Source organism: Inquilinus limosus MP06 (genome assembly GCF_000767795.1).
Taxonomy (GTDB): Bacteria; Pseudomonadota; Alphaproteobacteria; order DSM-16000; family Inquilinaceae; genus Inquilinus; species Inquilinus limosus_E.
The window spans coordinates 15,081-37,663 of sequence record NZ_JANX01000005.1; the positions used below are offsets into that span (position 1 = coordinate 15,081).

At 67.9% G+C, this 22,583-nt stretch carries 20 protein-coding genes; 5 read left to right on the forward strand and 15 right to left on the reverse strand.

Translation table 11 applies throughout. The features are described 5' to 3' along the window. The first annotated feature begins 4 nt into the window (after positions 1-4). Positions 5-1,048 (forward strand): ABC transporter ATP-binding protein, encoded by a 1,044-nt coding sequence (locus tag P409_RS01505; protein ID WP_052119896.1) that lies wholly within the window; start codon positions 5-7, stop codon positions 1,046-1,048. A 227-nt stretch (positions 1,049-1,275) separates the two neighbouring features. Here the strand turns inward: P409_RS01505 and P409_RS01510 are convergent, their stop codons facing one another. The 4 genes from P409_RS01510 to P409_RS38615 all read right to left on the reverse strand — a co-directional run bounded on the left by P409_RS01510 (position 1,276) and on the right by P409_RS38615 (position 5,151). After that, positions 1,276-1,848 carry a DJ-1/PfpI family protein gene (locus P409_RS01510; protein ID WP_034831083.1) on the reverse strand — a complete coding sequence of 191 codons (573 nt, stop codon included), beginning with the start codon at positions 1,846-1,848 and terminating at the stop codon, positions 1,276-1,278. Positions 1,849-2,418: 570 nt separating this feature from the next. Then, positions 2,419-3,015: a DUF1345 domain-containing protein gene (locus P409_RS01515; RefSeq protein WP_161790319.1), complete on the reverse strand. Its 597-nt coding sequence runs from the start codon at positions 3,013-3,015 to the stop codon at positions 2,419-2,421. 330 nt (positions 3,016-3,345) lie between these two features. Next, entirely contained in the window at positions 3,346-4,503 is a 1,158-nt protein-coding gene (locus P409_RS01520; protein ID WP_034831087.1) for an aminotransferase, read from the reverse strand. Between the two features lie 21 nt (positions 4,504-4,524). Beyond that, the gene (locus P409_RS38615) at positions 4,525-5,151 is read right to left on the reverse strand and encodes a hypothetical protein (RefSeq protein ID WP_052119898.1); all 627 of its coding nucleotides are present in this window, start codon (positions 5,149-5,151) and stop codon (positions 4,525-4,527) included. Between the two features lie 131 nt (positions 5,152-5,282). On the opposite strand from P409_RS38615, the gene def reads away from it, so the two are divergent. After that, on the forward strand, positions 5,283-5,798 hold the full coding sequence (gene def, locus P409_RS01530) for a peptide deformylase (RefSeq protein WP_034831120.1): 516 nt from the start codon (positions 5,283-5,285) through the stop codon (positions 5,796-5,798). A gap of 159 nt (positions 5,799-5,957) precedes the next feature. Here the strand turns inward: def and P409_RS01535 are convergent, their stop codons facing one another. The 8 genes from P409_RS01535 to P409_RS01565 all read right to left on the reverse strand — a co-directional run bounded on the left by P409_RS01535 (position 5,958) and on the right by P409_RS01565 (position 17,681). Next, entirely contained in the window at positions 5,958-7,949 is a 1,992-nt protein-coding gene (locus P409_RS01535) for a hypothetical protein (protein WP_034831089.1), read from the reverse strand. 65 nt (positions 7,950-8,014) lie between these two features. Continuing rightward, entirely contained in the window at positions 8,015-8,563 is a 549-nt protein-coding gene (locus P409_RS01540) for a thioesterase family protein (RefSeq protein ID WP_034831092.1), read from the reverse strand. Between the two features lie 189 nt (positions 8,564-8,752). Continuing rightward, entirely contained in the window at positions 8,753-10,552 is a 1,800-nt protein-coding gene (locus tag P409_RS01545) for an acyl-CoA dehydrogenase C-terminal domain-containing protein (RefSeq protein WP_034831094.1), read from the reverse strand. A 12-nt stretch (positions 10,553-10,564) separates the two neighbouring features. Beyond that, a complete protein-coding gene (locus P409_RS01550; RefSeq protein WP_034831096.1) occupies positions 10,565-12,895 on the reverse strand; it encodes a 3-hydroxyacyl-CoA dehydrogenase/enoyl-CoA hydratase family protein in 2,331 nt (776 codons plus the stop codon). 19 nt (positions 12,896-12,914) lie between these two features. Beyond that, positions 12,915-14,192: a P-loop NTPase family protein gene (locus P409_RS37670; protein WP_152613192.1), complete on the reverse strand. Its 1,278-nt coding sequence runs from the start codon at positions 14,190-14,192 to the stop codon at positions 12,915-12,917. A gap of 37 nt (positions 14,193-14,229) precedes the next feature. Continuing rightward, positions 14,230-15,369, reverse strand: a complete 1,140-nt coding sequence (locus P409_RS01555) for a thiolase family protein (RefSeq protein WP_034831098.1) — start codon at positions 15,367-15,369, stop codon at positions 14,230-14,232. Positions 15,370-15,429: 60 nt separating this feature from the next. Beyond that, the gene (locus P409_RS01560) at positions 15,430-15,855 is read right to left on the reverse strand and encodes a MerR family transcriptional regulator (protein ID WP_052119899.1); all 426 of its coding nucleotides are present in this window, start codon (positions 15,853-15,855) and stop codon (positions 15,430-15,432) included. Between the two features lie 86 nt (positions 15,856-15,941). Then, on the reverse strand, positions 15,942-17,681 hold the full coding sequence (locus P409_RS01565) for a long-chain-fatty-acid--CoA ligase (protein ID WP_034831100.1): 1,740 nt from the start codon (positions 17,679-17,681) through the stop codon (positions 15,942-15,944). A gap of 139 nt (positions 17,682-17,820) precedes the next feature. Between P409_RS01565 and P409_RS01570 the strand changes: the two genes are divergently transcribed. Then, positions 17,821-19,629 (forward strand): ABC transporter ATP-binding protein, encoded by a 1,809-nt coding sequence (locus P409_RS01570; protein WP_238578572.1) that lies wholly within the window; start codon positions 17,821-17,823, stop codon positions 19,627-19,629. An 11-nt stretch (positions 19,630-19,640) separates the two neighbouring features. Further along, positions 19,641-19,802 (forward strand): hypothetical protein, encoded by a 162-nt coding sequence (locus P409_RS38620; protein ID WP_161790320.1) that lies wholly within the window; start codon positions 19,641-19,643, stop codon positions 19,800-19,802. Positions 19,803-20,035: 233 nt separating this feature from the next. Here the strand turns inward: P409_RS38620 and P409_RS01575 are convergent, their stop codons facing one another. After that, positions 20,036-21,136 (reverse strand): alkene reductase, encoded by a 1,101-nt coding sequence (locus P409_RS01575; RefSeq protein WP_034831102.1) that lies wholly within the window; start codon positions 21,134-21,136, stop codon positions 20,036-20,038. Between the two features lie 82 nt (positions 21,137-21,218). After that, complete coding sequence (locus P409_RS01580; protein WP_034831106.1) at positions 21,219-21,794, reverse strand: TetR/AcrR family transcriptional regulator; 576 nt, start codon at positions 21,792-21,794, stop codon at positions 21,219-21,221. 116 nt (positions 21,795-21,910) lie between these two features. Here P409_RS01580 and P409_RS01585 point away from each other — a divergent pair, with 116 nt between their 5' ends. Beyond that, a complete protein-coding gene (locus P409_RS01585) occupies positions 21,911-22,297 on the forward strand; it encodes an Hpt domain-containing protein (RefSeq protein WP_152613193.1) in 387 nt (128 codons plus the stop codon). On the opposite strand, the gene P409_RS36800 is transcribed toward P409_RS01585, so the two are convergent. After that, a partial coding sequence (locus P409_RS36800) for a PhnD/SsuA/transferrin family substrate-binding protein (protein WP_152613194.1) occupies positions 22,236-22,583 on the reverse strand: 348 nt, incomplete at its 5' end. The two genes, P409_RS01585 and P409_RS36800, sit on opposite strands and share 62 nt — an antisense overlap.

Here is a 22,583-nt window from a genome sequence, read left to right on the forward strand (position 1 = left end):
CGCCATGACCGACACCCCCAACAATCCCCCGGACGGCAAGACCATCCTGTCGGTGCGTGACCTGCGTGTGCATTTCGCCATGCCGAAGCGGCACATGTGGTCGGGCCATCGCGAGTACCTCAAGGCGGTCGACGGCGTCAGCTTCGACCTCAAGGCCGGCGAGACGCTGGGCGTGGTCGGCGAATCCGGCTGTGGCAAGTCCACCCTGGGCCGCGCCGTGCTGCAGCTGATCCCGCCGACCGCCGGCCAGGTGGTGTGGATGGGCGAGAACATCGCCAATTTCGACAGTGGCGCGATGCGCGAGAAGCGCCAGGACCTGCAGATCATCTTCCAGGATCCGCTGGCCTCGCTGAACCCGCGCATGAATGTGGGCGAGATCATCGGCGAGCCGCTCGAGGTGTTCGAGGGCAAGCTGAGCAAGAAGGAGCGGCGGGCCAAGGTCGAGGAGATCATGGGCCTGGTCGGCCTGCGGCCGGAGATGATCAACCGCTACCCGCACGAATTCTCCGGCGGCCAGGCGCAGCGCATCGGCATCGCCCGGGCGATGGTGCTGAACCCGAAGCTGATCGTGTGCGACGAGCCGGTCTCGGCCCTCGACGTCTCGATCCAGAGCCAGATCGTCAACCTGCTGATGCGGCTGCAGCGCCAGTTCGGCCTGTCGCTGATCTTCATCAGCCACGATTTATCGGTGGTGCGCCACATCAGCCACCGCATCATGGTGCTGTATCTCGGCAAGCTGGCCGAGATCGCCGACCGCGACGACATCTACGACAATCCGCGCCACCCCTACACCCAGGCGCTGATCTCGGCGGTGCCGCTGCCGGACCCGGATGCGGAGCGCAGCAAGAAGCGGATCGTGCTGACCGGCGACCTGCCGAGCCCGCTGAACCCGCCCACCGGCTGCTATTTCCGCACCCGCTGCCCGAAGGCGCAGGATCTGTGCGCGCAGGTGGCGCCGCAGCTGACCGATGTCGGCAACCCCGGCCACCAGGCCGCCTGCCACTTCTGGGACACGCCGACCCCGGCGCGGCGCGACGAGGCGGCCTGATCACGTAGCCTTTCCTGCAGGCGCGGTTTTTTAGCCCCTCGCCGTCATTGCGAGGAGGCGAAGCCGACGAAGCAATCCAGGGGCCGGTGCGCACCGGCCCCTGGATTGCTTCGCTGCGCTCGCAATGACAATGGTGGGGCTTGTGAAAGCAGGCCGCCTCCTCACCAGACAAACAAAAAGGGCGCCGGAAACCGGCGCCCTTCGAGCTTGGTCCCGGTCCCGGAGGATCAGGCGGCCGCGGCCAGCGAGGCAGCGATGGTCGTGAAGTGCTCGACGATCGAGCCCTTGAAGGCGTCCATGTCGAGGTCGTCGCGGGCGGTGATCAGGTTGCCGTCGACCACGACGGTCTCGTCGACCAGCTTGGCGCCGGCGGCCTCGAGGGTCTCGCGCACGGCGTCGTTGGCGACCACGGTGCGGCCCTGGATGCGCTCGGACAGCGCCAGCAGCTGCGGCGCGCCGCCGAGGGCGGCGATCGGCTTGCCGGCATCGGCGAAGCCGCGGAGGATGCGCTTGGTGTGCGGGTTGGCGGCCAGCTTGGCCACGCCGCGCTCACCGCCCGGGATCAGGACGGCATCGAAATCCGCGGCCAGAGCGTTCGACAGCGGCACGTCGACGGCGAAGTAGTGGCCCCACGCCTTCTCGTGCCAGCCATTGACCAGCCCCTGCTCGGTCGAGACGATCTTCAGGGTGGCGCCGGCGGCGAGCAGGGCCCGCTGCGGCTCGGTCATCTGGACTTCCTCGAACCCGTTCGACACGAGGATGGCGATCGTCTTGCCGGCGAGAGGCTTGTCGTTCTGCATGTATTATTCTCCCTTGCTGAAGCCGGTCCCGGCGGATCCCCTCCGGACCCACATGGCGGCTGTCGGGACGCGCGCAAAGGCGGCGTCCTGCGCTGCAGATCGCGTATCGCGGGGCAGCGGCGAAACCATGCCGGGATGGTGATTGAATTCGTCCGTAGAAGTGGCGGCGGGGGCATCGAAAGTCAATGCCGGAGACCCATCGCATGGGTGCATTGCACAATGCTGGGGCTCGGTCCGCTTCTGAAACCATTGCCCTACCGAAGGCCGCTGCCCTGGAGGGCGACGGCAGGCCAATGCAAAACCGCCGCCCGGAGGGGCGGCGGTTCGAGTTCAACGTTCGGTGAGGCGCCGGTCTTGGGATGCCGGCGCTCGCGGATCACCGCGACGAAATGGTCGGTGTCAGGCCGGCAGACCGGAGGTTGCCGACATCGCCCGATCCGACGCACGTCCCATCAGGGAAGCTGCGGAGATCATGGTCACCGGAGCGCTAGACATCGGATCACCTCCTTTCGTTTGTTGCACCTGCGATAAAGGTCGGGCGAATGGCCGGCCCTGTCAAGGGGCCGGCCGTCAATGGGCCAGGCCGGCCGCGATATTGACCGCCAGCGCCAAGATCACGGTGTTGAAGATGAAGGCCAGCACGCCGTGGCCGAGGGTCACCCGGCGCATATGGGAATCGGTCACCTGCACGTCCGAGACCTGGGCCGTCATGCCGATGACGTAGGAATAATAGAGAAAGTCCCACACGCCCGGCTGCTCGTTGCCGGGGAACTCCAACCCGCGCGCATCCTGGCGCTTGCCGTGCCCGCCCTCAGCCTTGCCATAGTAGAGGTGGGCGTAGCGGAAGGCGAAGACGGTGTGCAGCGTGGCCCAGCCCAGCGCCACGCCGGCGACCGCCAGGACCAGATGCAGCGGCGTGGGGCCCTGCGCCTGGTTCAGCAAGCTGAAGATCGAGGCGACGCCGAGCCCGGCCGCGATCACCGTGATCAGCACGATCAGCGGCAGGCCTTCATCATCGATATCGGCGCGATGCCGGAAGGATTCGGCCGTCACGTGCCGGGCCAGGACCGCGGTCCAGGCGAGATACAGGCCGAAGAAGGCATCGCCGGCGATCACCACGGCGATCGGGCCGCTGGCGCTGCCGCCCAGGGCGAACCAGAGCGCCACGCCCAGCACCGCGCCGGCATAGAAACGGGTGTGGTGCCGCAGGTGGTTGCGGATGGTGCCGAGCAGGGCGGCCTCCCTCGCAGCGTCGCTGCCCCGAGGAACGCATTCCCGCGCCCGGCTGTCCAGAGGCGAACGCAGCCCGCTCAGGAGTCATTGCCTCTCCCGCTTGGGAGATCGTCTCATAGCGCCCATCCCTTGCCGTCATTGCGAGGAGGCGAAGCCGACGAAGCAATCCAGGGGCCGGTGCGCACCGGCCCCTGGATTGCTTCGCTGCGCTCGCAATGACGGTTCTGGGAATTCCGAAGAGATCTGCTGGCGGGAGGGGCCCGCCTAGCCGAACCGTTTCGCCAGCCGCGCCAATGCCTCGTCCAGCACCGCATCCTGCTTGGCGAAGCAGAAGCGGGCGACGGTCGGGAGCGGGGTCTCGGCATAGAAGGCCGAGACCGGGATGGCGGCGACGCCGACTTCCTCGATCAGGTGCCGGCAGAAGGCCTGATCGTCGCCGTCGAAGCCGGTCGAGCCGATGTCGAGATTGACGAAATAGGTGCCGTCGCAGGGCAGCGCCGCAAGGCCGAGCCGCTGCAGCCCGGCGGCGAAGCGGTCGCGCTTGCCCTGCAGCTCGGCGGTCAGCCCGTCGAAATAGTCGTCGCCCTTGGCCAGGCCGTAGGCCACGGCGGCCTGCAGGTTCGGCGGCGTGGTGAAAGTCAGGAACTGGTGCGCCTTGCCCAGGAGGGTCGCCAGCGCCGGCGCCGCGGTGACGTAGCCGACCTTCCAGCCGGTCAGCGAGAAGGTCTTGCCGGCCGAGCCGATCTTCAGGCAGCGCTCGCGCATGCCGGGCCGGGCGATCAGCGGCTGGTGCCGGCGGCCGTCGAACACCAGATGCTCATAGACCTCGTCGCAGATCGCATACGCGTCCGCGCCCTCGACGAATTCGGCGAGGAGGTCGAGCTCGGCCGCGCCGAACACCTTGGCGGCCGGGTTCAGCGGGTTGTTGAACAGCACCGCCTTGGTTCGCGGCGAGAAGGCGCGGGCCAGGGCTGCCCGGTCGAAGGACCAGTCGGGCGGCGTCAGATGCACGAATTTCGGCACGCCGCCGGCCCGACGGACCAGCGGCAGATAGGCGTCGTAGAGCGGCTCGAACAGCACCACCTCGTCGCCCGGCTCGATCAGCGCGAACAGGGCCGCCGCCAGCGCCTCGGTGGCGCCGGAGGTGACCACCACCTCGCTGTCCGGGTCGACCTCGAGCCCGTAGAAGCGCTTCTCATGCGCCGCCACGGCCTGGCGCAGCTCCGGCAGGCCGAGCATCGGCGGGTATTGGTTCCAGCCGTCGGTGATGGCGGTGGCCGCGACCCGCAGCACATCCTCCGGCCCCTTCCCGTCCGGGAAGCCCTGGCCGAGATTGACCGCGCTGTGCTGGCGCGCCAGCCGCGACATGACCTCGAACACCGTGGTGCCGAGGCCGGAGAAGATGGCGTTTCCGGGCTTCATCGTGGGCGCGCGCCGCTGCCGTCAGTGCCGGGTCGCGGGGGAGTCGTCGAACTCCTCGTCCTCCGGCCCCTCCTCGACCACGTCCAGCATCTCCTCGAACCGGTCGAGCAGGTCGGAATAGTCGCGGTTGGCGCGCAGGAACTTGCGGAACGCCTTGTCGTTGCGGATGTCGGCGTCGAACCAGGCGTCGGCGGCGCGCTGATGCTCCGGATGGGCCGACAGGTGGTAGAACGCCGCCTGCTCGACCGTCGTGACTTCGCGCTCGTCCAGCATCTCCAGCACCACGCCGACATAGGTCGGCAGGCCGGTGAGGAAGGCGATCTCGTTCGCCGCGGCGGCCAGCTCGTCCTCGTCCAGCGGCTCGTCCGGCGCCTCGCCGGCGGCGGCCGCGGCGGCCTGGGCCGCCTCCTCCATCTTGCGGATCTCGTCGCGCAAAGCGGCGAAGTCGCTGTCGTCGCCGATCAGCGCCTCGTTCGGCATGCCGCCGATCGCCGCCTCGATCGCCAGCAGCGTGTCGAGCAGCTTGCGCTTGCGCACCACCCAATTGGCCCCGCTGCGGACGTCCTCGGCGATCGACCGCAGCCGCTCCTGCTCCTCCGGCGCCATGTCGGCCAGCAGCGATGTCTCGGGCTTGGCTATCGCGGTCACGGCTCTCGTCCTGTCTGTCGTCCTGCGCCCCGGCGGCGCGGGGCGCACCCTAACACAAGCCATCCGGCACAGCAGCCCCGCGGATGGCGAAGCTTGACCCTGGCCGGCCCCACGCCTATTTCGACCGCACGATGGCCAAGCTCCCGATCCTGATCGTCCCCGATCCCCGCCTCAAGACCAAGGCGAAGCCGGTCGCCGCGGTGGATGACCGAATCCGCAAGCTGACCGACGACATGCTGGAGACGATGTATGCCGCGCCGGGCATCGGCCTGGCCGCGCCGCAGATCGGCATCCTGGAGCGGATCATCGTCATCGACGTCGCCGGCAAGGGCGAGCCGCCGGCGCCGCTGCGCCTGATCAACCCGGAGATCACCTGGGCGTCGGATGAGCTGCAGACCGCCGAGGAAGGCTGCCTGTCGCTGCCCGAGCAATGGGCCGAGGTGGTGCGCCCGGCCGAGGTCAAGGTGCGCTACCTGGACGAGACCGGCGCCCAGCGGGAGACGCACGCGACCGGCATCCTGGCCACCTGCGTGCAGCACGAGATCGATCATCTGAACGGCGTGCTGTTCGTCGACCACATCTCGGCGCTGCGCCGGAACATGATCCTGCGCAAGGTCCAGAAGTGGAAGAAGGAGCACGCGTCGTAGCCGGCGCGGCCATTCAGGACTGTTCTCATTTCCTTTTCCTGTCATTGCCGGGCTTGACCCGGCAATCCAGGGGCCACCCAGAGCGGCTCTTGAAAGCCCCTGGATCCTCGGGTCAAGCCCGAGGATGACAAAAGGGTGGCCGTAGGCCTTCCCCCTCCCCTACTTCTCCTTCTCCGCGTCCCAGTAGCTGGTGCCGCCGATGTTCAGCGTGTCCGGCGCCTTGACGTCGTCGCCCGGCACGCCGATGCGCAGCCGGGTGACCGTGCCGTCATCGGCCGTCAGCTGCAGCGCGTAGCCGTCCAGCCGGTAACGCCCCTTTGAATCCCGCTGCTTCAGGGCGCCGCCTATCGAGAAGCCGTTCTCGTTCATCACCGCGCCCATGCCGCCGCTGAAGACTCCGACCGAGCCGCCATCGGGCCCGGTGCCGGCCATGCTCTGCATGAAGAAGCTGCCGCCCTGGCGCCGCTCGAAGGTGCCGTCGGGCCGGAAGGTCAGGTCGATGCGCGTGGTGACGCCGCCCATCGACACATTCAGATAATAGTAGCTGTGGTCCAGCCGGGAATCCGGCGGGAACGGCTTCAGCACGGTGAAGCTGGGCAGGTCCGCCCTCTCCCCGGCCGCGGCGGTCATGACGTATTTCTGGTCCGGCCGTTCCCAGCGAGACCAGTCCTGCGGCGCCCGGCGGCGCGTCTGCTCGGCATCGAGATCGGTCGGCGGATAGTCGAACTCGTAGCGATAGGCGGTGCCGTCCTTGAGCAGCAGGAAACTCTCCTCGTTGCGGTCGGTGTAGGTGCCGCCGCCGGGATTCATGCCGACCTGGAACTGCTCGCGGAACAGCATCGCCTCGATCTGCCCGGCCGGCAGGCCCTTGTCCGGCCCGGCATTCACCTCCGCCGCCTCCGGTGGCCGGTACTCCAGCCCGCCGGCCTCCGGCAGGTCGGACCGGGCGAGGCGCGACGGGTCGTCCAGCAGCCGGCAGTCGGACAGGTTGAACACCTCGAAGGCATAGACCCGGCTGATCCGGGCGACGACGGTGATATCCCGGCCCTTCGTCCGCTCGAAGCGCTTCTTCTCGGCGTCATCGGCGAAATCGCAGCTGGCGCTCCAGATCGAGCGCTGCTCCGGCAGCCATTGCCGCAGCCGGTCGTCACCGTCCGACCGGCCGGAGAGGGCGATCGGCCCGAGCCGCTGCATCGCGGCGCTGACGGCGTCGACCTTGTCGTCGTCCTTCTGGCCGGGGGTGCGCCGGAACAGCTCCTTCGCCACGGCCGAGAGCTGCGCGATCGAGAACAGCGTTTTCGGCTTCGCCGTCAGGCCCGGCTCCTCCGGGATGCTCGCCCTGGCGATGCCCTCGGGCCCGTCGAGCAGCCTGCAGCCTTCCAGGGTGATGACCTTGAAGTCGTAGACCCGCCCGATCCGCCCGGCGACGACGACATCGCGGCCCTGCTCGCGGGCGAACAACTTCTCCTCCGCTTCGTCGTCGAAATCGCAGGACGCGGTCCATAGCGACTGCTGGTCGACCGTCCATTGCCGCAGCCGGTCGTCGTCGACGGCCCGGCCGGAAACGGCGATCATCCCCAACCGGCCCAGGAGGTCGGAGGCCCAGTCGGTCTTCTCGTCCTCGTCGCCGGGCGCCTGGCGCCGGGCTTCGGCCGCCAGGGCGGAGAGCTGCCCCACCGAATACAGCGTCTTGGGCCGTGGCGCCGGGCCGATGAAGGCCTCGAGCACGCCGCGGGCCGGCCCGGCATTGGCGGCCAGCGCGAAGGTCTTGCCGCCGAACAGTGCCGGCAGGGCGCCGCACAGCAGCGGCGTCTTCTGCACCATCGAATCGGCCTGGGACTGAAGGGCGGCTTCCAGCTTCGCCCGGGCGTCGGCGAAGCCGTCCCTCTGCGCCAGCGTCCGTTCCAGCAGCCGCTCCAGCCGGTCGGCGTCGTTCGCCCGGCGCCAGGCCTCCAGCGCCGCCGCATGGGCCGCGGCATTGGGCGCATCGGCCCGGTCACAGCTGGCGACCACGGCGCGGGTCAGGCCGAGCGGAACATAGAGCGTGGTGATCGCCTCGGCCAGCGCCTTGGGGTCAGGCGACCCGGCGGCCGGCGCGGAGGACGGGGCCGCGAGCCATGCGGCGGCGACCAGACCTGCCAGGATCCTCATCCGTCCCTCCCCTGTCGGAGCCGGGGCCAGACTGGCCCGGCCTCGCGGCAGGAACAAGGCGAAGATCAGGCGGCGCGCGGCCCTTCGCGCAGGCTCTCGCGCATCGCCTCCTCGCCGTCGCGCAGCGCCTGGACATAGGCCGGCAGCTCGGGCGAGGGACCGGTCCAGCCGAAGGCGGCGGCGATCTCCGCGGTCGGCACCGTGCCGCCGCGGCGACGGAACGCGGCCTTGACCACGGCATGGGCGACGACGGCACCACGCGCATCCTCGAAGCCCTGCTCCAGATACAGCCACTTCTCGTCCCAGCCGAGCAGCCGGCTGCGCAGCCGGTAGCCGGCGAAGGCGGCGAGCGAGCGGCGGTAGCGGATGGTCGCCCCGCCCAGCACCGGTGCCCAGCGCCGCCGCCACAGCAGGCCGACCAGCCCGACCCGCAGCATCAGGTCGGTGCGGCCGAGGTCCATGACGGTCAGGTATCGGCCGTTGTTCATGTGCAGGTTGAAATCGAGGTCGTTCGGCCAGACCCGGAACCGCACCACGCTGTCGTCGAGCAGGCCGAGCCGGCGGCCCAGCAGCGCCGCGACCACGACCCGGATGAGGCGGAGATAGAGGTTCATCGGCCGTGCCCTTCCTGCAGCGGCGTGGACGCCCCCTCACCCTCCCGTTGCCGACGCAACGGGCCCTCGCTCTCCCCAAGGGAGAGGGAAAACCGGGGCCAGCGCCCGTACACCTCTCCTTGGGGAGAGGTCGAAATCGCGCAGCGATTTCGGGTGAGGGGGCGGCCGGGGACCGCCGCCCCGTCGCGATCAGAACGCCTCGGCCTCCAGCGCCATCAGCGGCGCCTTGCCGGCCATGATCTGGATGAACAGCGACCCGGTCTCTGGCAGCACACGCTGGATGAAGAAGCGGGCCGTCTTCAGCTTGGCGTCGTAGAAGCCGGCGCGGTCGCCGGCCTGCGGCGCCTTCGTCAGCGCCACCTTGGCCATCCGCGCCCACATCCAGCCCAGCGCCACCAGGGCGAACAGCTTGAGGTAGTCGGATGAGGCGGCCCCCGCCTCTTCCGGGTCCTTAAGCCCCTTCTGGGCGATCCAGGCGGTGGCCTGCTGCAGCTTGCCGAAGGCCTTGGCCAGCGGGCCGACGAACTCCAGCATCGCCGCATCCTCCGCCTCCTCGCGGATGAACGCGTCGACCGGATGGAAGAAGCTGCGCAGCAGCCGGCCCATATCCTGCGGCATCTTGCGGCCGACCAGGTCGAGCGCCTGGATGCCGTTGGCGCCCTCGTAGATCTGGGCGATGCGGGCGTCGCGGACGAACTGCTCCATCCCCCATTCGCGGATATAGCCGTGGCCGCCCAGCACCTGCTGCGACCGCACCGCGACCTCCAGTCCCATATCGGTGAAGTACGCCTTCAGGATCGGCGTCATCAGCGACACGAAGTCGTTGGCGTTCTGCCGCACCGCCGGGTCGGGATGTTTCGTATAAAGGTCGATGTTGATGCCGACCAGATAGCCCAGTGCCCGCGCGCCCTCGGCGAAGGCCTTGCCGGTCAGCAGGTTCTTGCGCACGTCGGGATGGACGATGATCGGGTCGGCCGGCTTGTCCGGCGCCTTCGGGCCGGACAGGGCGCGGCCCTGCACCCGGTCCTTCGCATAGGCCACCGCGTTCTGGTAGGCGACCTCGGCGATGCCCAGCCCCTGCATGGCGACGCCGAGCCGGGCGGTGTTCATCATCACGAACATCGCCCGCATGCCCTTGTGCTTCTCGCCGACCAGCCAGCCGGTGGCGCCGTCGAGATTCATCACGCAGGTGGACGACGCCTTGATGCCCATCTTGTGCTCGATCGAGCCGCAGGCGATGCCGTTGCGGGCGCCGGCGACGACCGCGCCGTTCTCCTCCTTCGGCAGGAATTTCGGCACCACGAACAGGCTGATGCCCTTGATGCCGGGCGGGGCGTCGGGCAGCCGGGCCAGCACCAGGTGGATGATGTTCTCGGTCAGGTCGTGCTCGCCGGCCGAGATGAAGATCTTGGTGCCGGTGAGGCTCCAGGCGCCGTCGGCCGCCGGCTCCGCCCTGGTGCGGATGAGCCCGAGATCGGTGCCGCAATGCGGCTCGGTCAGGCACATCGTGCCGGACCAGGTGCCGTCGGTCAGCTTCGGCAGGTAGGTCGCCTTCTGCCGGTCGTCGCCATAGGCCTCCAGCGCGTTGTAGGCGCCCTGCGACAGGCCGGGATACATGCCGAAGGACATGTTGGCGGAGGACAGCACCTCCTCGATCACGAAGTTCACCGCCTTGGGCATGCCCTGGCCGCCGAAGGCCGGGTCGGCCGACAGGCCGGTCCAGCCGCCCTCGGCGAAGGTGCGGTACGCCTCCTTGAACCCCTTCGGCGTGGTGACCACGCCGTTCTCGAAGCGGCAGCCCTCCTCGTCACCGGGCTGGTTCAAGGGGGCCAGCTCGTTCTCGGCCAGGCGCGCCGCCTCCTCCAGGATGGCGTCGACGGTGTCGGGCGTCGCCTCCTCATAGCCGGGCAGCTTGGCCAGCTGGCCGGCGTCCAGCAGCTCGTGCAGCACGAAGCGGATGTCGTCGAGCGGAACCTTGTAGCTGGGCATCGTCGGATCCTCTCAGTTCCGCAGCGGCTTGCCGGTGGCCAGCATGTGCTCGACCCGGGCGATGGTGCCGGGGGCCCGGACCAGTTCGGTGAACGCCTCGCGCTCCAGCGCCAGCACGTCGTCCTCGGTCAGCGTTTCGGTGATGTCGGTGTCGCCGCCGGACAGGACATTGGCCAGCTTGTCGGAGACGACGACGTCATAGGGCGTCGCCTTGCCGGTGCGGGCCAAATCGGCCACCGCCAGGGCGAAGGCGGTCTTGGCGGTCGGGCCCGGCAGGCGGATCTCCTCGGCCGGTTTCGGCGGCTGGTAGCCTTCAGCCAGCGCCAGGGCGCGGGCCTTGGCGTCGGCCAGCAGCCGGTCGCGGTTCATGGTGATACCGTCGGCCGGGCGCAGATACAGCAGCTCCTTCGCCTCGAAGGCCGATTTCGCCACCTTGGCGGTGCCGATGGTCTCGAACACCTGGCCCAGCGGCGGCATCGGCCCGCCCGGGCGCCTCGGCTGGCCATAGGCGCGCAGCAGCATCTCCTTGCAGCCGCCCCAGCCGGGGATCAGGCCGACGCCGACCTCGACCAGGCCGCAATAGGTCTCGGCATGGGCCTGGATCGCGGCGGCGTGCAGCAGGATCTCGCAGCCGCCGCCCAGCGCCATGCCCGCGGGAGCGGCCACGGTCGGGAACGGCGCGAATTTCAGCGCCTTGTAGGCATCCTGGCCACCCTTCACCAGCGCCTCGATCTGCGGCCACAGGGCGATGTTGATGCCGAACAGGGCCAGGCCGAGATTGGCGCCGACCGAGAAGTTGGTGCCCTCGTTGTAGATCACCATCGCCTTGTGCTTGGACGCGGTGATGCGGATCGCCTCGGCCAGCAGCGCCATGGTCTGGTCGTCGAGGCTGTTCATCTTCGAGGTGAACTCGAAGCAGGTGACGCCGTCGCCGATGTCCCACAGCGCGGCGGAGCCATTCTTCGCGATCGGCTTGGCGGTGCGCTTGATGTCGGCCAGCAGCAGCACGCCCTCCGGCCGCTTCACCTCGGCATAGTCGCCGCCGGTGGTGAGATACTGCAGCTTGCCGTCCTGGACCCGGTAGAAGCTGCGGCCCTGCGCCGCCTTCAGCAGCGCCGGCACCGGCTTGCCCTGACTCTCCAGCCAGCCGATCAGCCAGTCGGCGCCGACCTGGTCGATCAGCTCGAACGGGCCGTAGCTCCAGTTGTAGCCGAGGCGCATCGCCTCATCGACCGCGACCACCGTGTCGGCGATCTGCGGCACCAGCCCGGCGGCATAGGACAGGGTCTGGCCCAGCACCCGGGCGGCGTATTGGCCGGTCCTGTCGTCGAAGGCGACCAGCGCCTTCAGCCCGCCGCGGCGCGCCTCTTCCACGGCCTCCAGCTTCGGCTTGTCCGACTTCGCCCAGGCGCCGGTCTTCAGGTCGACGCTCTCCTTCACACGGGCACCGTCGGCGGCCTTGCTGAGGCGGTAGAAGCCGCCCTTGCCCTTGCGGCCGGTGTAGCCCTCGGCGATCAGCTTTTCGATCGCCGGCTCGACCCGGTAGATCTCGCGATACCCGTCATCCTTGGGCAGGGTCGCCAGCAGGCTCTTGGCAATGTGCGGCATCAGGTCGAGCCCGACCAGGTCGATCAGGCCGAACACGCCGGTCTTGGGCACGCCCATCGGCCGGCCGACGACCGCATCCGCCTCCTCCACCGTCAGGCCGAGGTCGAAGGCGCCGTTGACCGCCGCCTGGATCCAGTAGGTGCCGATCCGGTTGGCAATGAAGCCGGGCGTGTCCTTGCAGTCGACCACGCCCTTGCCGAGGCGGAGATCGGCGAAGCTGCGGATGCCGGCGACGAGATCCGGATCGGTCTCCGGCCCGGTCACCAGCTCCAGCAGGCGCATATAGCGCGGCGGGTTGAAGAAATGGGTGATCAGGAAGCCGCGCCGGAACGCCTCGGACCGGCCCTCGGTCAGGATCGCCAGCGGGATGGTCGAGGTGTTGGAGGAGACGGCGGCGCCGGGCTTCATCACCCGCTCGATCCGGGCGTAGAGGTCCCGCTTGACCGCCGGATCCTCCAGCACCGCCTCGACGATCCAGTCGCAGCCGGCCAGCTTGTCCAGGTCGTCCTCGGTGTTGCCGGGGGTGACCAGCCGCGCCGCCGACTTCGACATGAAGGGCGCCGGGTCGGCTTTGGCCATGCTCGCCAGCGCGCCCTCGGCCACGACGTTCCGGTTGGTCGCGCCCTTCGGCACGATGTCGAGCAGCAGCACCGGCACGCCGGCATTGGCGAAATGGGCGGCGATGCCGCTGCCCATCACGCCGGCGCCGATCACCGCGACTTGCTTGATGTCCATGACCGATCTCCCACAAGACCTACGCACCAATCACACCTGCACCGGAAAGGTCAGACCATCTGAGATAGAATGCGAAGAAAGGATCAGAGATGTACAAAGTTCTCTCATCCTCCACCCAATCCAAAACAGGCTCGGATCCTTCGCTCTTTTCCTTAGCAATCTTTGACATCTGAACAAGAACTCGACCAATTTCATGCGCTTGCGGAACGTTGTCTGACATAACCTCTCGCAATGCCGCCCTGATACTCTCGTATGTGAGTTCGGCCTCCGCCTCACAGTGCGCCAGTCCCTTCAGGACAGCGATATAGATGTCACCAACCGTGCCATCCTTGAATTTTCGGCGGATCCTATCTGTTCTCTGCCGTGGACCACGCTTGAGATGATCAAAGGCTGGCTTCGCAGTAGATTGCGAAATTCTTTTAAAGAACTCCACAGGATTCGGAGGTCTCTTTATCGTCATCAACTTTGGCACTGTTTCATAGATCGAATTCTCCCTACATATTTGCTGACAAAACTCCTGCATCAGATGAGGGCTACCAAAGCTCTGCTTAACGAACTCTGAAACCCCCTCTTCTTCGAAAACAATGTTCAGAGGCGTTGATCCTCTAGAAGAAATTTCCGACAGATCCTCTTTATTCCACAAAGGAATAGAAACTTGCTCAACTCGACCTGTCATTTCTTTTTCGCTTTTGACAACGTCAAAAGCCCGATGAGGAACCGCAATAAGAACAACCCGAAGCCCGTCAAATATCGGCCGCTTCAGAGCACGGACTATTCTTTGCTGAACCGAACGAGTTATATAATGAAAATCATCAATAACGAGAGGGATTTTGTTATCCAAAAGAGCTTTGATGGATGCAGTTTTCTGATCAAGGCTTATAGTTGAGCTCTTGCTGTTCGTTTGAGAAAAGCCACCACCGATGCCCAACTCCACGCCACCCTTGGCCAAAAGAGGTATAGACAATCCTCCCTTTGCCTTCCCATCCAGATCAAGTGATAGCTGGCGCCCCCTTCCCTCAGTTAGCGAAGTGGGGGCACCAAGCTCAGACACTACGCGCAGCCAAAAATCATCTTCGCTTTGAATTTCTCCACCACTAAGCCATATAGCACCCGTTGTCGGAAGAATTCTCCGACACAAGACAGTCTTACCGCTCTTAGTCGGACCGGAGACCGACAAGACCTTGTATCCAAATTTCAAATAATCTCTGAGCACATATTCAAGTCGCAACTCCTCTCTCGCGACATATGTCAAGGTCGGCTGCCCACCGACAATAAAGACATCAGAAAGACTGGTCATTCCAAGATCCGTGCAGCAGCATCAGAGTTCGGACAACTTACACGGCCTCGAGCACCGTGGCGATGCCCTGGCCGCCGCCGATGCACATGGTGGCCAGCGCCAGCGCCTTGCCTTCGCGCTTCAGGATCGACGCGGCCTTGCCGGTGATCCGGGCGCCGGAGGCGCCGAGCGGGTGGCCCAGCGCGATGGCGCCGCCGTCGATGTTGGTCTTGTCCCAGTCGAGCTCGAGGTCGCGGCCGACCGCCAGCGCCTGGGCGGCGAAGGCCTCGTTCAGCTCGACCACGTCGATGTCCTTGAGCGACAGCCCGGCGCGCTGCAGCGCCTTGCGGGTGGCGCCGACCGGGCCGATGCCCATGATCTCCGGCGCGCAGCCCGACACCGCGATCGACCGGATCCGGGCCAGGATCGGCAGGCCCGCCGCCTTGGCGAAGGCCTCGCTGGTCACCAGCGTCGCCGAGGCGCCATCGGTCAGCGGGCTGGAGGTGCCCGCGGTCACCGTGCCGTTCTGGTCGAAGGCCGGCTTCAGCCCGGACAGGCCTTCCTGGCTGGTGTCGGGGCGGATGGTGCCGTCGCGCTCGACCGTGCCGTCCTTCGTGGCGATCGGCACGATCTCGGCGGCGAAGCGGTTCTCGGCCCAGGCCTTGGCGGCGCGCTGCTGCGAGCGGATGGCGAAGTCCTGCTGGCTTTCGCGGGTGATCTGGTACTTCACCGCCAGGTTCTCGGCGGTCACGCCCATGTTGAAATAGGCCTGCGGCATCTCGGCCGCCAGCTTCGGGTTCGGCGCCGGGTTGAAGCCCATCATCGGCACCCGGGTCATGCTCTCGACCCCCGCGCACAGGAAGGCCTCGCCCGCGCCCAGCTGGATCGCCCCGGCCGCCTGGTGGATCGCCTGCATCGACGAGCCGCAGTAGCGGTTGACGGTGACGCCGCCGACCGATTGCGGCAGGCCGGCCAGGAACACGACCATGCGGGCCATGTTGAAGCCCTGCTCGCCCTCCGGGAAGGCACAGCCGAGGATCAGGTCCTCGATCGCCTCCGGATCGACCCTGGTCTCGGCGACCAGCGCCTTGATCACGTCGGCGACCAGATCGTCCGGCCGCACCCGGCGCAGCTCCCCCTTGTTGGCGAAGTGATGCGGCGACCGCTTGAACCCGGCGATGACGACGCTCTTGTCCATGGTGGTCTCAGGCTCCTCAGAGTTTCTTGTCGCGGGCCGCGCCCGCGGGTGGGCGGCGGCTCAGCCTTCCGGCAGCGCGCCTTCCCGCTTCAGAAAAGTGACGATCTCGTCCTCGATGCCCTTGAGGTCCTCGATCGTCTGCTGGACGTCGACCAGCTGGGTCTCGAGGGCGGCGCGCCGCGCCCGGGCGCGGCCGAGGAAATAGGACATCTGCCCGACCTGGCCGTGGTCGCGGTCGTAGAGGTCGAGGAATTCCTTGATCTCGGCCAGGGAGAAGCCGAGGCGCTTGCCGCGGCAGATCAGGGCGAGGCGCGCCCGGTCGCGATGGCTGTAGATGCGGGTCAGGCCGGCGCGCTCAGGCGACAGCAGGCCTTCATCCTCATAGAACCGGATGCTGCGGGGGGTGATGTCGAAGGCCGCGGCGAGATCGCCGATCGAGTAGCTGCGCTGCTCGGCTTCCGCCTTCTCCCGGATCTCCGCCTCCATGGCGCCTCGCCTCCGACCGCGTTGCTGCATGCCGTTTACGTAAACGTAAAGTAACGCAGCCGGAGGATCGGGTCAATCGAATGCACTCACGTCCCGGTCCGCGCCGCCGCTTCCGTCGTGCCGGAGGCCGCGGCGGCCTTCGCCGCCTCCTCCTCCAGCACGGCCTTGCGCGACAGCTTGCCGATCAGGGTCTTCGGCAGCGGCGTGTCGCGGAACTCGACCTGCTTGGGCATCTCGATCGGCGACAGCTTGTCCTTGAGGAAGGCGACCAGCGCCTCGGCGGTCAGGCTCTGGCCCGGCCGCAGCTTGATATAGGCCTTCACCGTCTGGCCGCGATACGGGTCCGGCAGCCCGGCGACGATGCATTCCTCCACCGCCGGATGCAGGTAGATCGCCTCCTCGACATTGCGCGGATAGACGTTGAAGCCGGAGCACAGGATCATGTCCTTGATCCGGTCGACGATGAAGGTGTAGCCGTCCTCGTCCATGGTGCCGACATCGCCGGTGTGCAGGCGGCCGTCGCGCAGCACCTCGGCCGTGTCCTCCGGCCGGTTCCAGTAGCCCTTCATCACCTGCGGACCGCGGATGCAGACCTCGCCGCGCTCGCCGGTCGGCACCACCGTGGTCCGGTCGTCCAACGACACGATCTCGATCACCGTCTGCGGCAGCGGGATGCCGATCGAGCCGGTCTTGTTGACGCCGAACAGCGGGTTGCAGGTGGCGATCGGCGAGCTTTCGGACAGGCCGTAGCCCTCGACCAGCTTGCAGCCGGTGGCCGCCTCGAAGGCGTGCTTGACCTCGACCGGCAGCGGCGCCCCGCCGGAGATGCAGCGCTTCAGCGACGACAGGTCGTACTTGCCGCGCTCCGGGAAGTTGGCGATCGCGGTGTAGATGGTGGGCACGGCCGGGAACAGGGTCGGCTTCTTGTCGTGGATCGTCTTCATGACGGTCTCGAGCTCGAAGCGCGGCAGCATGACGATCTCCGCCCCCGCCCAGATCGCCAGGTTCATCGCCACGGTCATGGCGAAGACGTGGAAGAAGGGCAGCACCGCCAGCATCCGGTCCTGGCCCGGGACCATGCCCTCGAACCAGCAGCCGGCCTGCACCGCGTTGGCGTAGAGGTTGAAATGGGTCAGCATCGCCCCCTTGGGCGTGCCGGTGGTGCCGCCGGTGTATTGCAGCACCGCCAGATCCTCTTCCGGCGCGATGGCGACCGGGGCGAAGCGCCCGTCATTGCGCACCAGGTCGCTCCAGCGCAGATGCCGCTCATCCTTCGGCGCCCTGGCGACCTCGCGCCGCTTGACGATCGGGAACAGCAGGTTCTTCGGGAAGGGCAGCACGCCCGCCATCGGGCAGACCAGGATCCGCTTCAGCGCGGTGCGGCCCAGGAGCGGCAGCAGCTTGTTGTGCAGCTGCGCCAGGTCCAGCGTCACCATCAGCTCGGTGCCGCTATCGTCGATGTTGGTGACCAGCTCGCGCTCGGCATAGAGCGGGTTGAAGTTCACCACCACGGCGCCGCATTTCAGCAGCGCGAAGTAGCAGATCACGAAATACGGGCAGTTCGGCAGGAACAGGCCGACCCGGCTGCCCTTGCCGATTCCGGCCGCCTGGAACCCCTTGGCCGCGCGGGCGACCAGGTCGCCGATCTGGCCATAGGTCAGGGTCTTGTCCATGAAGGTGGCGCAGGGGCGGTCGGCGAATTTCGCCACGGCGTCGTCGAGGATGGCGTAGAGAGGCCGGCGCTCGATCGGCTGGCTCCAGTCGATCTTGGGCGGGTACAGCTTGGCCCAGGCATTCGGGCGGTCCGAGGCAAACGCCTCCGTCATATCGGTCTCCCTACGGACTTTCTCGGGCCGCAGCGCGGCCTTATCGCATGATGGTGCCGATCAGCGGAACCCGCCGCAAGGTTGAAGCGGAGCCGGGGCCGTGGTTTAACGGCGCGCCCGATACTGGATCCGGATCACCTTGGCCAAGAACAGGGACAAGAAGCCGCAGCCGCGGCGGATGAGCGACCGCGAGATCGCGCAGCGTCTGCTGCGCAACTACATCCGGCCGCATTGGCCGAAGGTGGCGGCGGCGCTGACCTGCATGGCGCTGACGGCGGCGACCACCGCGGCCTCGGCCTGGGTGATGAAGCCGGTCATCGACGAGATCTTCACCGAGAAGAACGGCACGCTGCTGTGGCCGCTGGCCATGGCCGTGCTGGCGATCTTCGTGGTCAAGGGCATCACCGGCTACGCCCAGGGCGTGATCCTGAACAATGTCGGCCGGCTGATCATCGCCGAGCTGCAGGTGCGGATGTTCCGCAACCGGGTGCGGGCCGACCTGGCGACCTTCCACGAGACCACCTCGGGCCGGATGGTCAGCCATTTCACCAACGACGTGCAGTCGATGTACGGCGCGGTGGCGACCGGCATCACCGGCCTGGGCCGCGACCTGCTGTCGCTGGTCGCCCTGATCGGGGTGATGTTCTACACCGATGTCGAGCTGGCGGCGGCGACCTTCATCATCTTCCCGCTGACCGTGCTGCCGGTGCTGCAGATCGGCAAGCGCATCCGCAAGATCACCGGCAAGACCTTCACCCAGTACGGCTCGCTGAACAACCATCTCGGCCAGGTCTTCCAGGGCATCCGCCACGTCAAGGCGTACAACGCCGAGGACCGCGAGACCGGCCGCGCCGCCAAGATCATCAACGAGGTCTCGCGCCTGCGGCAGAAGGCGATGCGCGTCAGCTCCGCGACCAACCCGATCCTGGAAACCCTGTCGGGCATCGCGATCGTCATCGTCATCCTGTATGGCGGCCATGAGGTGGTCTCCGGTTCCCGCACCACCGGCTCGTTCTTCTCCTTCATCACCGCGCTGTTGATGGCCTATGAGCCGCTGAAGCGCCTCGCCAACCTGCACAACACCCTGTCCTCCGGCTTCGAGGCGGCGGAGCGGGTGTTCGAGACGATCGACGCCGTGCCGTCGATCCGCGACGCGCGCGACGCGATGGCGCTGACGCAGTGCCGGGGCCGCATCACCCTGGCCGACGTGCATTTCGCCTACAGCCCGAAGATCCCGGCGCTGCGCGGTGTGACGCTGGAGGTGCCGGCCGGCAAGACGGCGGCGCTGGTCGGCCCGTCCGGCGCCGGCAAGTCGACCATCCTGAACCTGATCCCGCGCTTCTATGATGTCACCAGCGGCACGGTGGCGATCGACGGCCACGACGTGCGCAGCCTGACCCTGCATTCGCTGCGCGACCACATGGCCCTGGTCAGCCAGGAAGTGACCCTGTTCGACGACACCGTGCGCGCCAACATCGCCTATTCCCGCCCGTCGGCGACGCAGGAGGAGATCGAGGCCGCGGCCAGGGCGGCGGCGGCGCACGACTTCATCCTGCGCCTGCCCAAGGGCTACGACACCATGGTCGGGGAGCAGGGGGTGAAGCTGTCGGGCGGGCAGCGCCAGCGCCTGTCGATCGCCCGGGCGATGCTGAAGAACGCGCCGATCCTGCTGCTGGACGAGGCGACCTCGGCGCTGGACACCGAAAGCGAGCGGCAGGTGCAGGCGGCGCTGACCCAGCTGATGACCGGCCGCACCACGCTGATGATCGCGCACCGCCTCTCGACCGTGCGCAACGCCGACCTGATCTATGTGCTGGACCACGGCCGGGTGGCCGAGGTCGGCAGCCACGCGGAACTGATCGCCGCCGGCGGGCTGTATGCCCGGCTGTGGACGATGCAGACCGCCGATGACGAGGAGCTGGCCGCGATGGCGGCCGATCCGACCTGAAGGGGGACGGGATGAACGAGACCGAAACGCTGCGGCAGCGCCTGCGTGGGATGCGCTGGTTCGCCGTCTGGGCGCTGATCTTCGGCCTCGGCATCGGCTTCTATGCCGGCTTCACCCTCGGCGTCGACACCGCCCGCGACGCCGCCGCATTGACGGCGCCGAAGGCGGGGTAGAGCACGATCGCTTCAGGTCGGATCGCGCCAGCCGAATAACGGCAGGACGCCGATCATCTTCGCGTAACTTATCCGCCCACCTCTTCGCCGTCATTGCGAGGAGGCGAAGCCGACGAAGCAATCCAGGGGCCAGTGCGAACCGGCCCCTGGATTGCTTCGCTGCGCTCGCAATGACGTGTTCAGAATTCTGAAAACGTCCTGCAAGCGCGAGAGGCAACCCGGCTCCAGGCCGATCAGGCCGCGACCTTCGCCAGCGTCGGGTAATCGGTATAGCCGCGGGCGTCGCCGCCGTAGAACGTCGTCTGGTCCGGCGTGTTCAAGGGCGCGTCGCGGCGCAGCCGCTCCACAAGGTCCGGGTTGGCGATGAACAGCTTGCCGAAGGCGACGAGGTCGGCGCGGCCGCTCTCCACCGCGTCGATCGCCAGGTCGCGGTCATAGCCGTTGTTGGCGATGTAGCTGCCCTTGAACAGCCGGCGCAGCGCCTGGATGTCGGCGCCGGGCGGCAGCTCGCGGGTGCCGCCGGTCTGGCCTTCGACCAGATGCAGGAAGCCGATGCCGAGCCCGCTCAGCCCCTCGATGGCATGGCCGAAGGTCGCCATCGGGTCGCTGTCGGCGATGTCGCCGAAATTCGAGAAGGGCGACAGCCGGACGCCGACCCGGCCGGGCGTCCAGACGCCGGCCACCGCCTCCGCCACCTCCAGCAGCAGCCGGGCGCGGTTGGCGGCCGGGCCGCCATAGGCGTCGGTCCGCTTGTTGGTGCCGTCGGCCAGGAACTGGTGCAGCAGGTAGCCGTTGGCGGCGTGGATCTCGACCGCGTCGAAGCCGGCCTCCCTGGCGTTGCGCGCGGCCTGGGCGTAGTCGCCGACGATGCGCGGCAGTTCATCCGTCTCCAGCGCCCGCGGCGCCGAGGTCGGGACGAAGCCCTCGCCGTCATAGACCCGGCTGTGCTCCGCAGCGATCGCCGACGGGCCGACCGGGGCGGCGCGGCCGGGCTGCAGCACGGTGTGCGAGATCCGGCCGACATGCCAGAGCTGGGCCGCGATCCGGCCGCCGGCCTTGTGCACCGCGTCGGTCACCAGCCGCCAGCCGGCCACCTGCTCGGGGCTGTGGATGCCCGGGGTCCAGGCATAGCCCTTGCCCTCCGGCGAGATCTGCGTGCCTTCGGAGATCAGCAGGCCGGCCGTGGCGCGCTGGGCGTAGTACTCGGCGTTCAATGCATGCGGCACATCGCCGTCGCGGCTGGCCCGGTTGCGCGTCAGCGGCGCCATCACGATCCGGTTCGGGACGTCGAGGTCGCCGATCCGGGTCGGCGTGAACAGCTTGGGAGCGGTCATCAGGTCTCTCCAGTTCGATGCAGATTCGGGACCAGTTGGTCCAAAATTGGTTGCGAAAGGCGGCGACGGGTTGGGGCCGGCTCTACCGCATCAGCGGCTCGGCGGCGGCCAGGAGATCATCGATCGCGGCGGACGCGGTGCCCGCCTTGTGCATCACGCAGGCGCCGAAGGCGATGGCCAGCAGGCCGCGCGCCCGGGCGGCCGTCGCCTCGTCGACCTCGCCGCCGGCCTGGCGCGCCAGCAGCCCGGCCAGAAGCCCCTCCAGCCGCTCCAGATGGCGGCGGCTGAGCCTCTCGACCTCCGGGTCGTGCGGCGCCAGCTCGACCGTGCTGTTGATCAGGAAGCAGCCCTCGCGGCTGCCGCGCGAATTCGAGATCGCGACAACGGCGGCGCGCAAGGCGTGGCCGGGGTCCGGCTCGCCCGCCGCCAGCTGCTGCAGCAGGGCAAACCGCGAATCGTTGTAGCGCCGGATCGCCGCGAGCAGGACGTCGTGCTTGGAGCCGAAACAACCGTAGAAGCTGCTGCGGCTGAGATCCATCGCCCGGGTGAGGTCGTCCAGCGACGTCGCCTCGTAGCCCTGGCGCCAGAACAGGGCCATCGCCGCGTCGAGCGCGGTGTCCTTGTCGAACTCACGAGGGCGGCCGGGATGAGAGGTCATTGCCGAAATATGGACCGTCCGTTCCGGAATGCAAGCGGGCTTCGTATCGTTTTGTTTCCGCGCCTGGAACTCGCGGTCCCGTGAAGCGATATGAGTGAGGGGCGGTGGAGGAATGGATGGCCGGCAACGGTCCGCGATACCAGTTCGACCCGGCGGCGCTGGAGCGCAACCTGTCCGGCTTCGACGACGCCGCCCGCCGGGCGATGATCGACGACCTGGTCGAGGAGCTGCGCGACCGGGCCGAGGCGATCACCGCCGCGGCCGGCGCCGGCGACCGCGAGGCCCTGGCGCTGGAGGCCTATGCCCTGCGCTCCTGCGCCGCGATCTGCGGTGCCCGGGCGCTGATCGACCTGGCCGAATCGCTCGGCGACAAGGGCGGCAGCCGGCCGGGCCGGCCCCAGGAGCTGGCCAAGGTGGCCAGGGCCCGGGTGGCCGAGACCGTCAGGGCGCTGGAGCTGTGGCGGAGCGGCGAGACGGAACGGAAAGCAGAGGAGGAGTGCTGACCGGCTGCGGCGGGATCGCGTCGTAATCGGCCTCGCCCAGGATCTCGATGCCCTCGATCAGCAGCGCCGCCCGCGCCCCGGCCAGCGCCGGATCGGCCAGGGCACCGCACAGGGCCGCGCGCAAGGCCTCGACCGTTCTGTCCGGTGCATCCCGGCGGGTCACGAAGGGCAGGCCCGGGGCCGGCGCAGTGCGTCCGATCACCCGCAGCCCGGCCGTCGCGCCCGGGCGGTGTCGTTGCAGCAGCGCATAGGTGACGCAGTCGATCGCGGCGATGTCCGCCTCCCC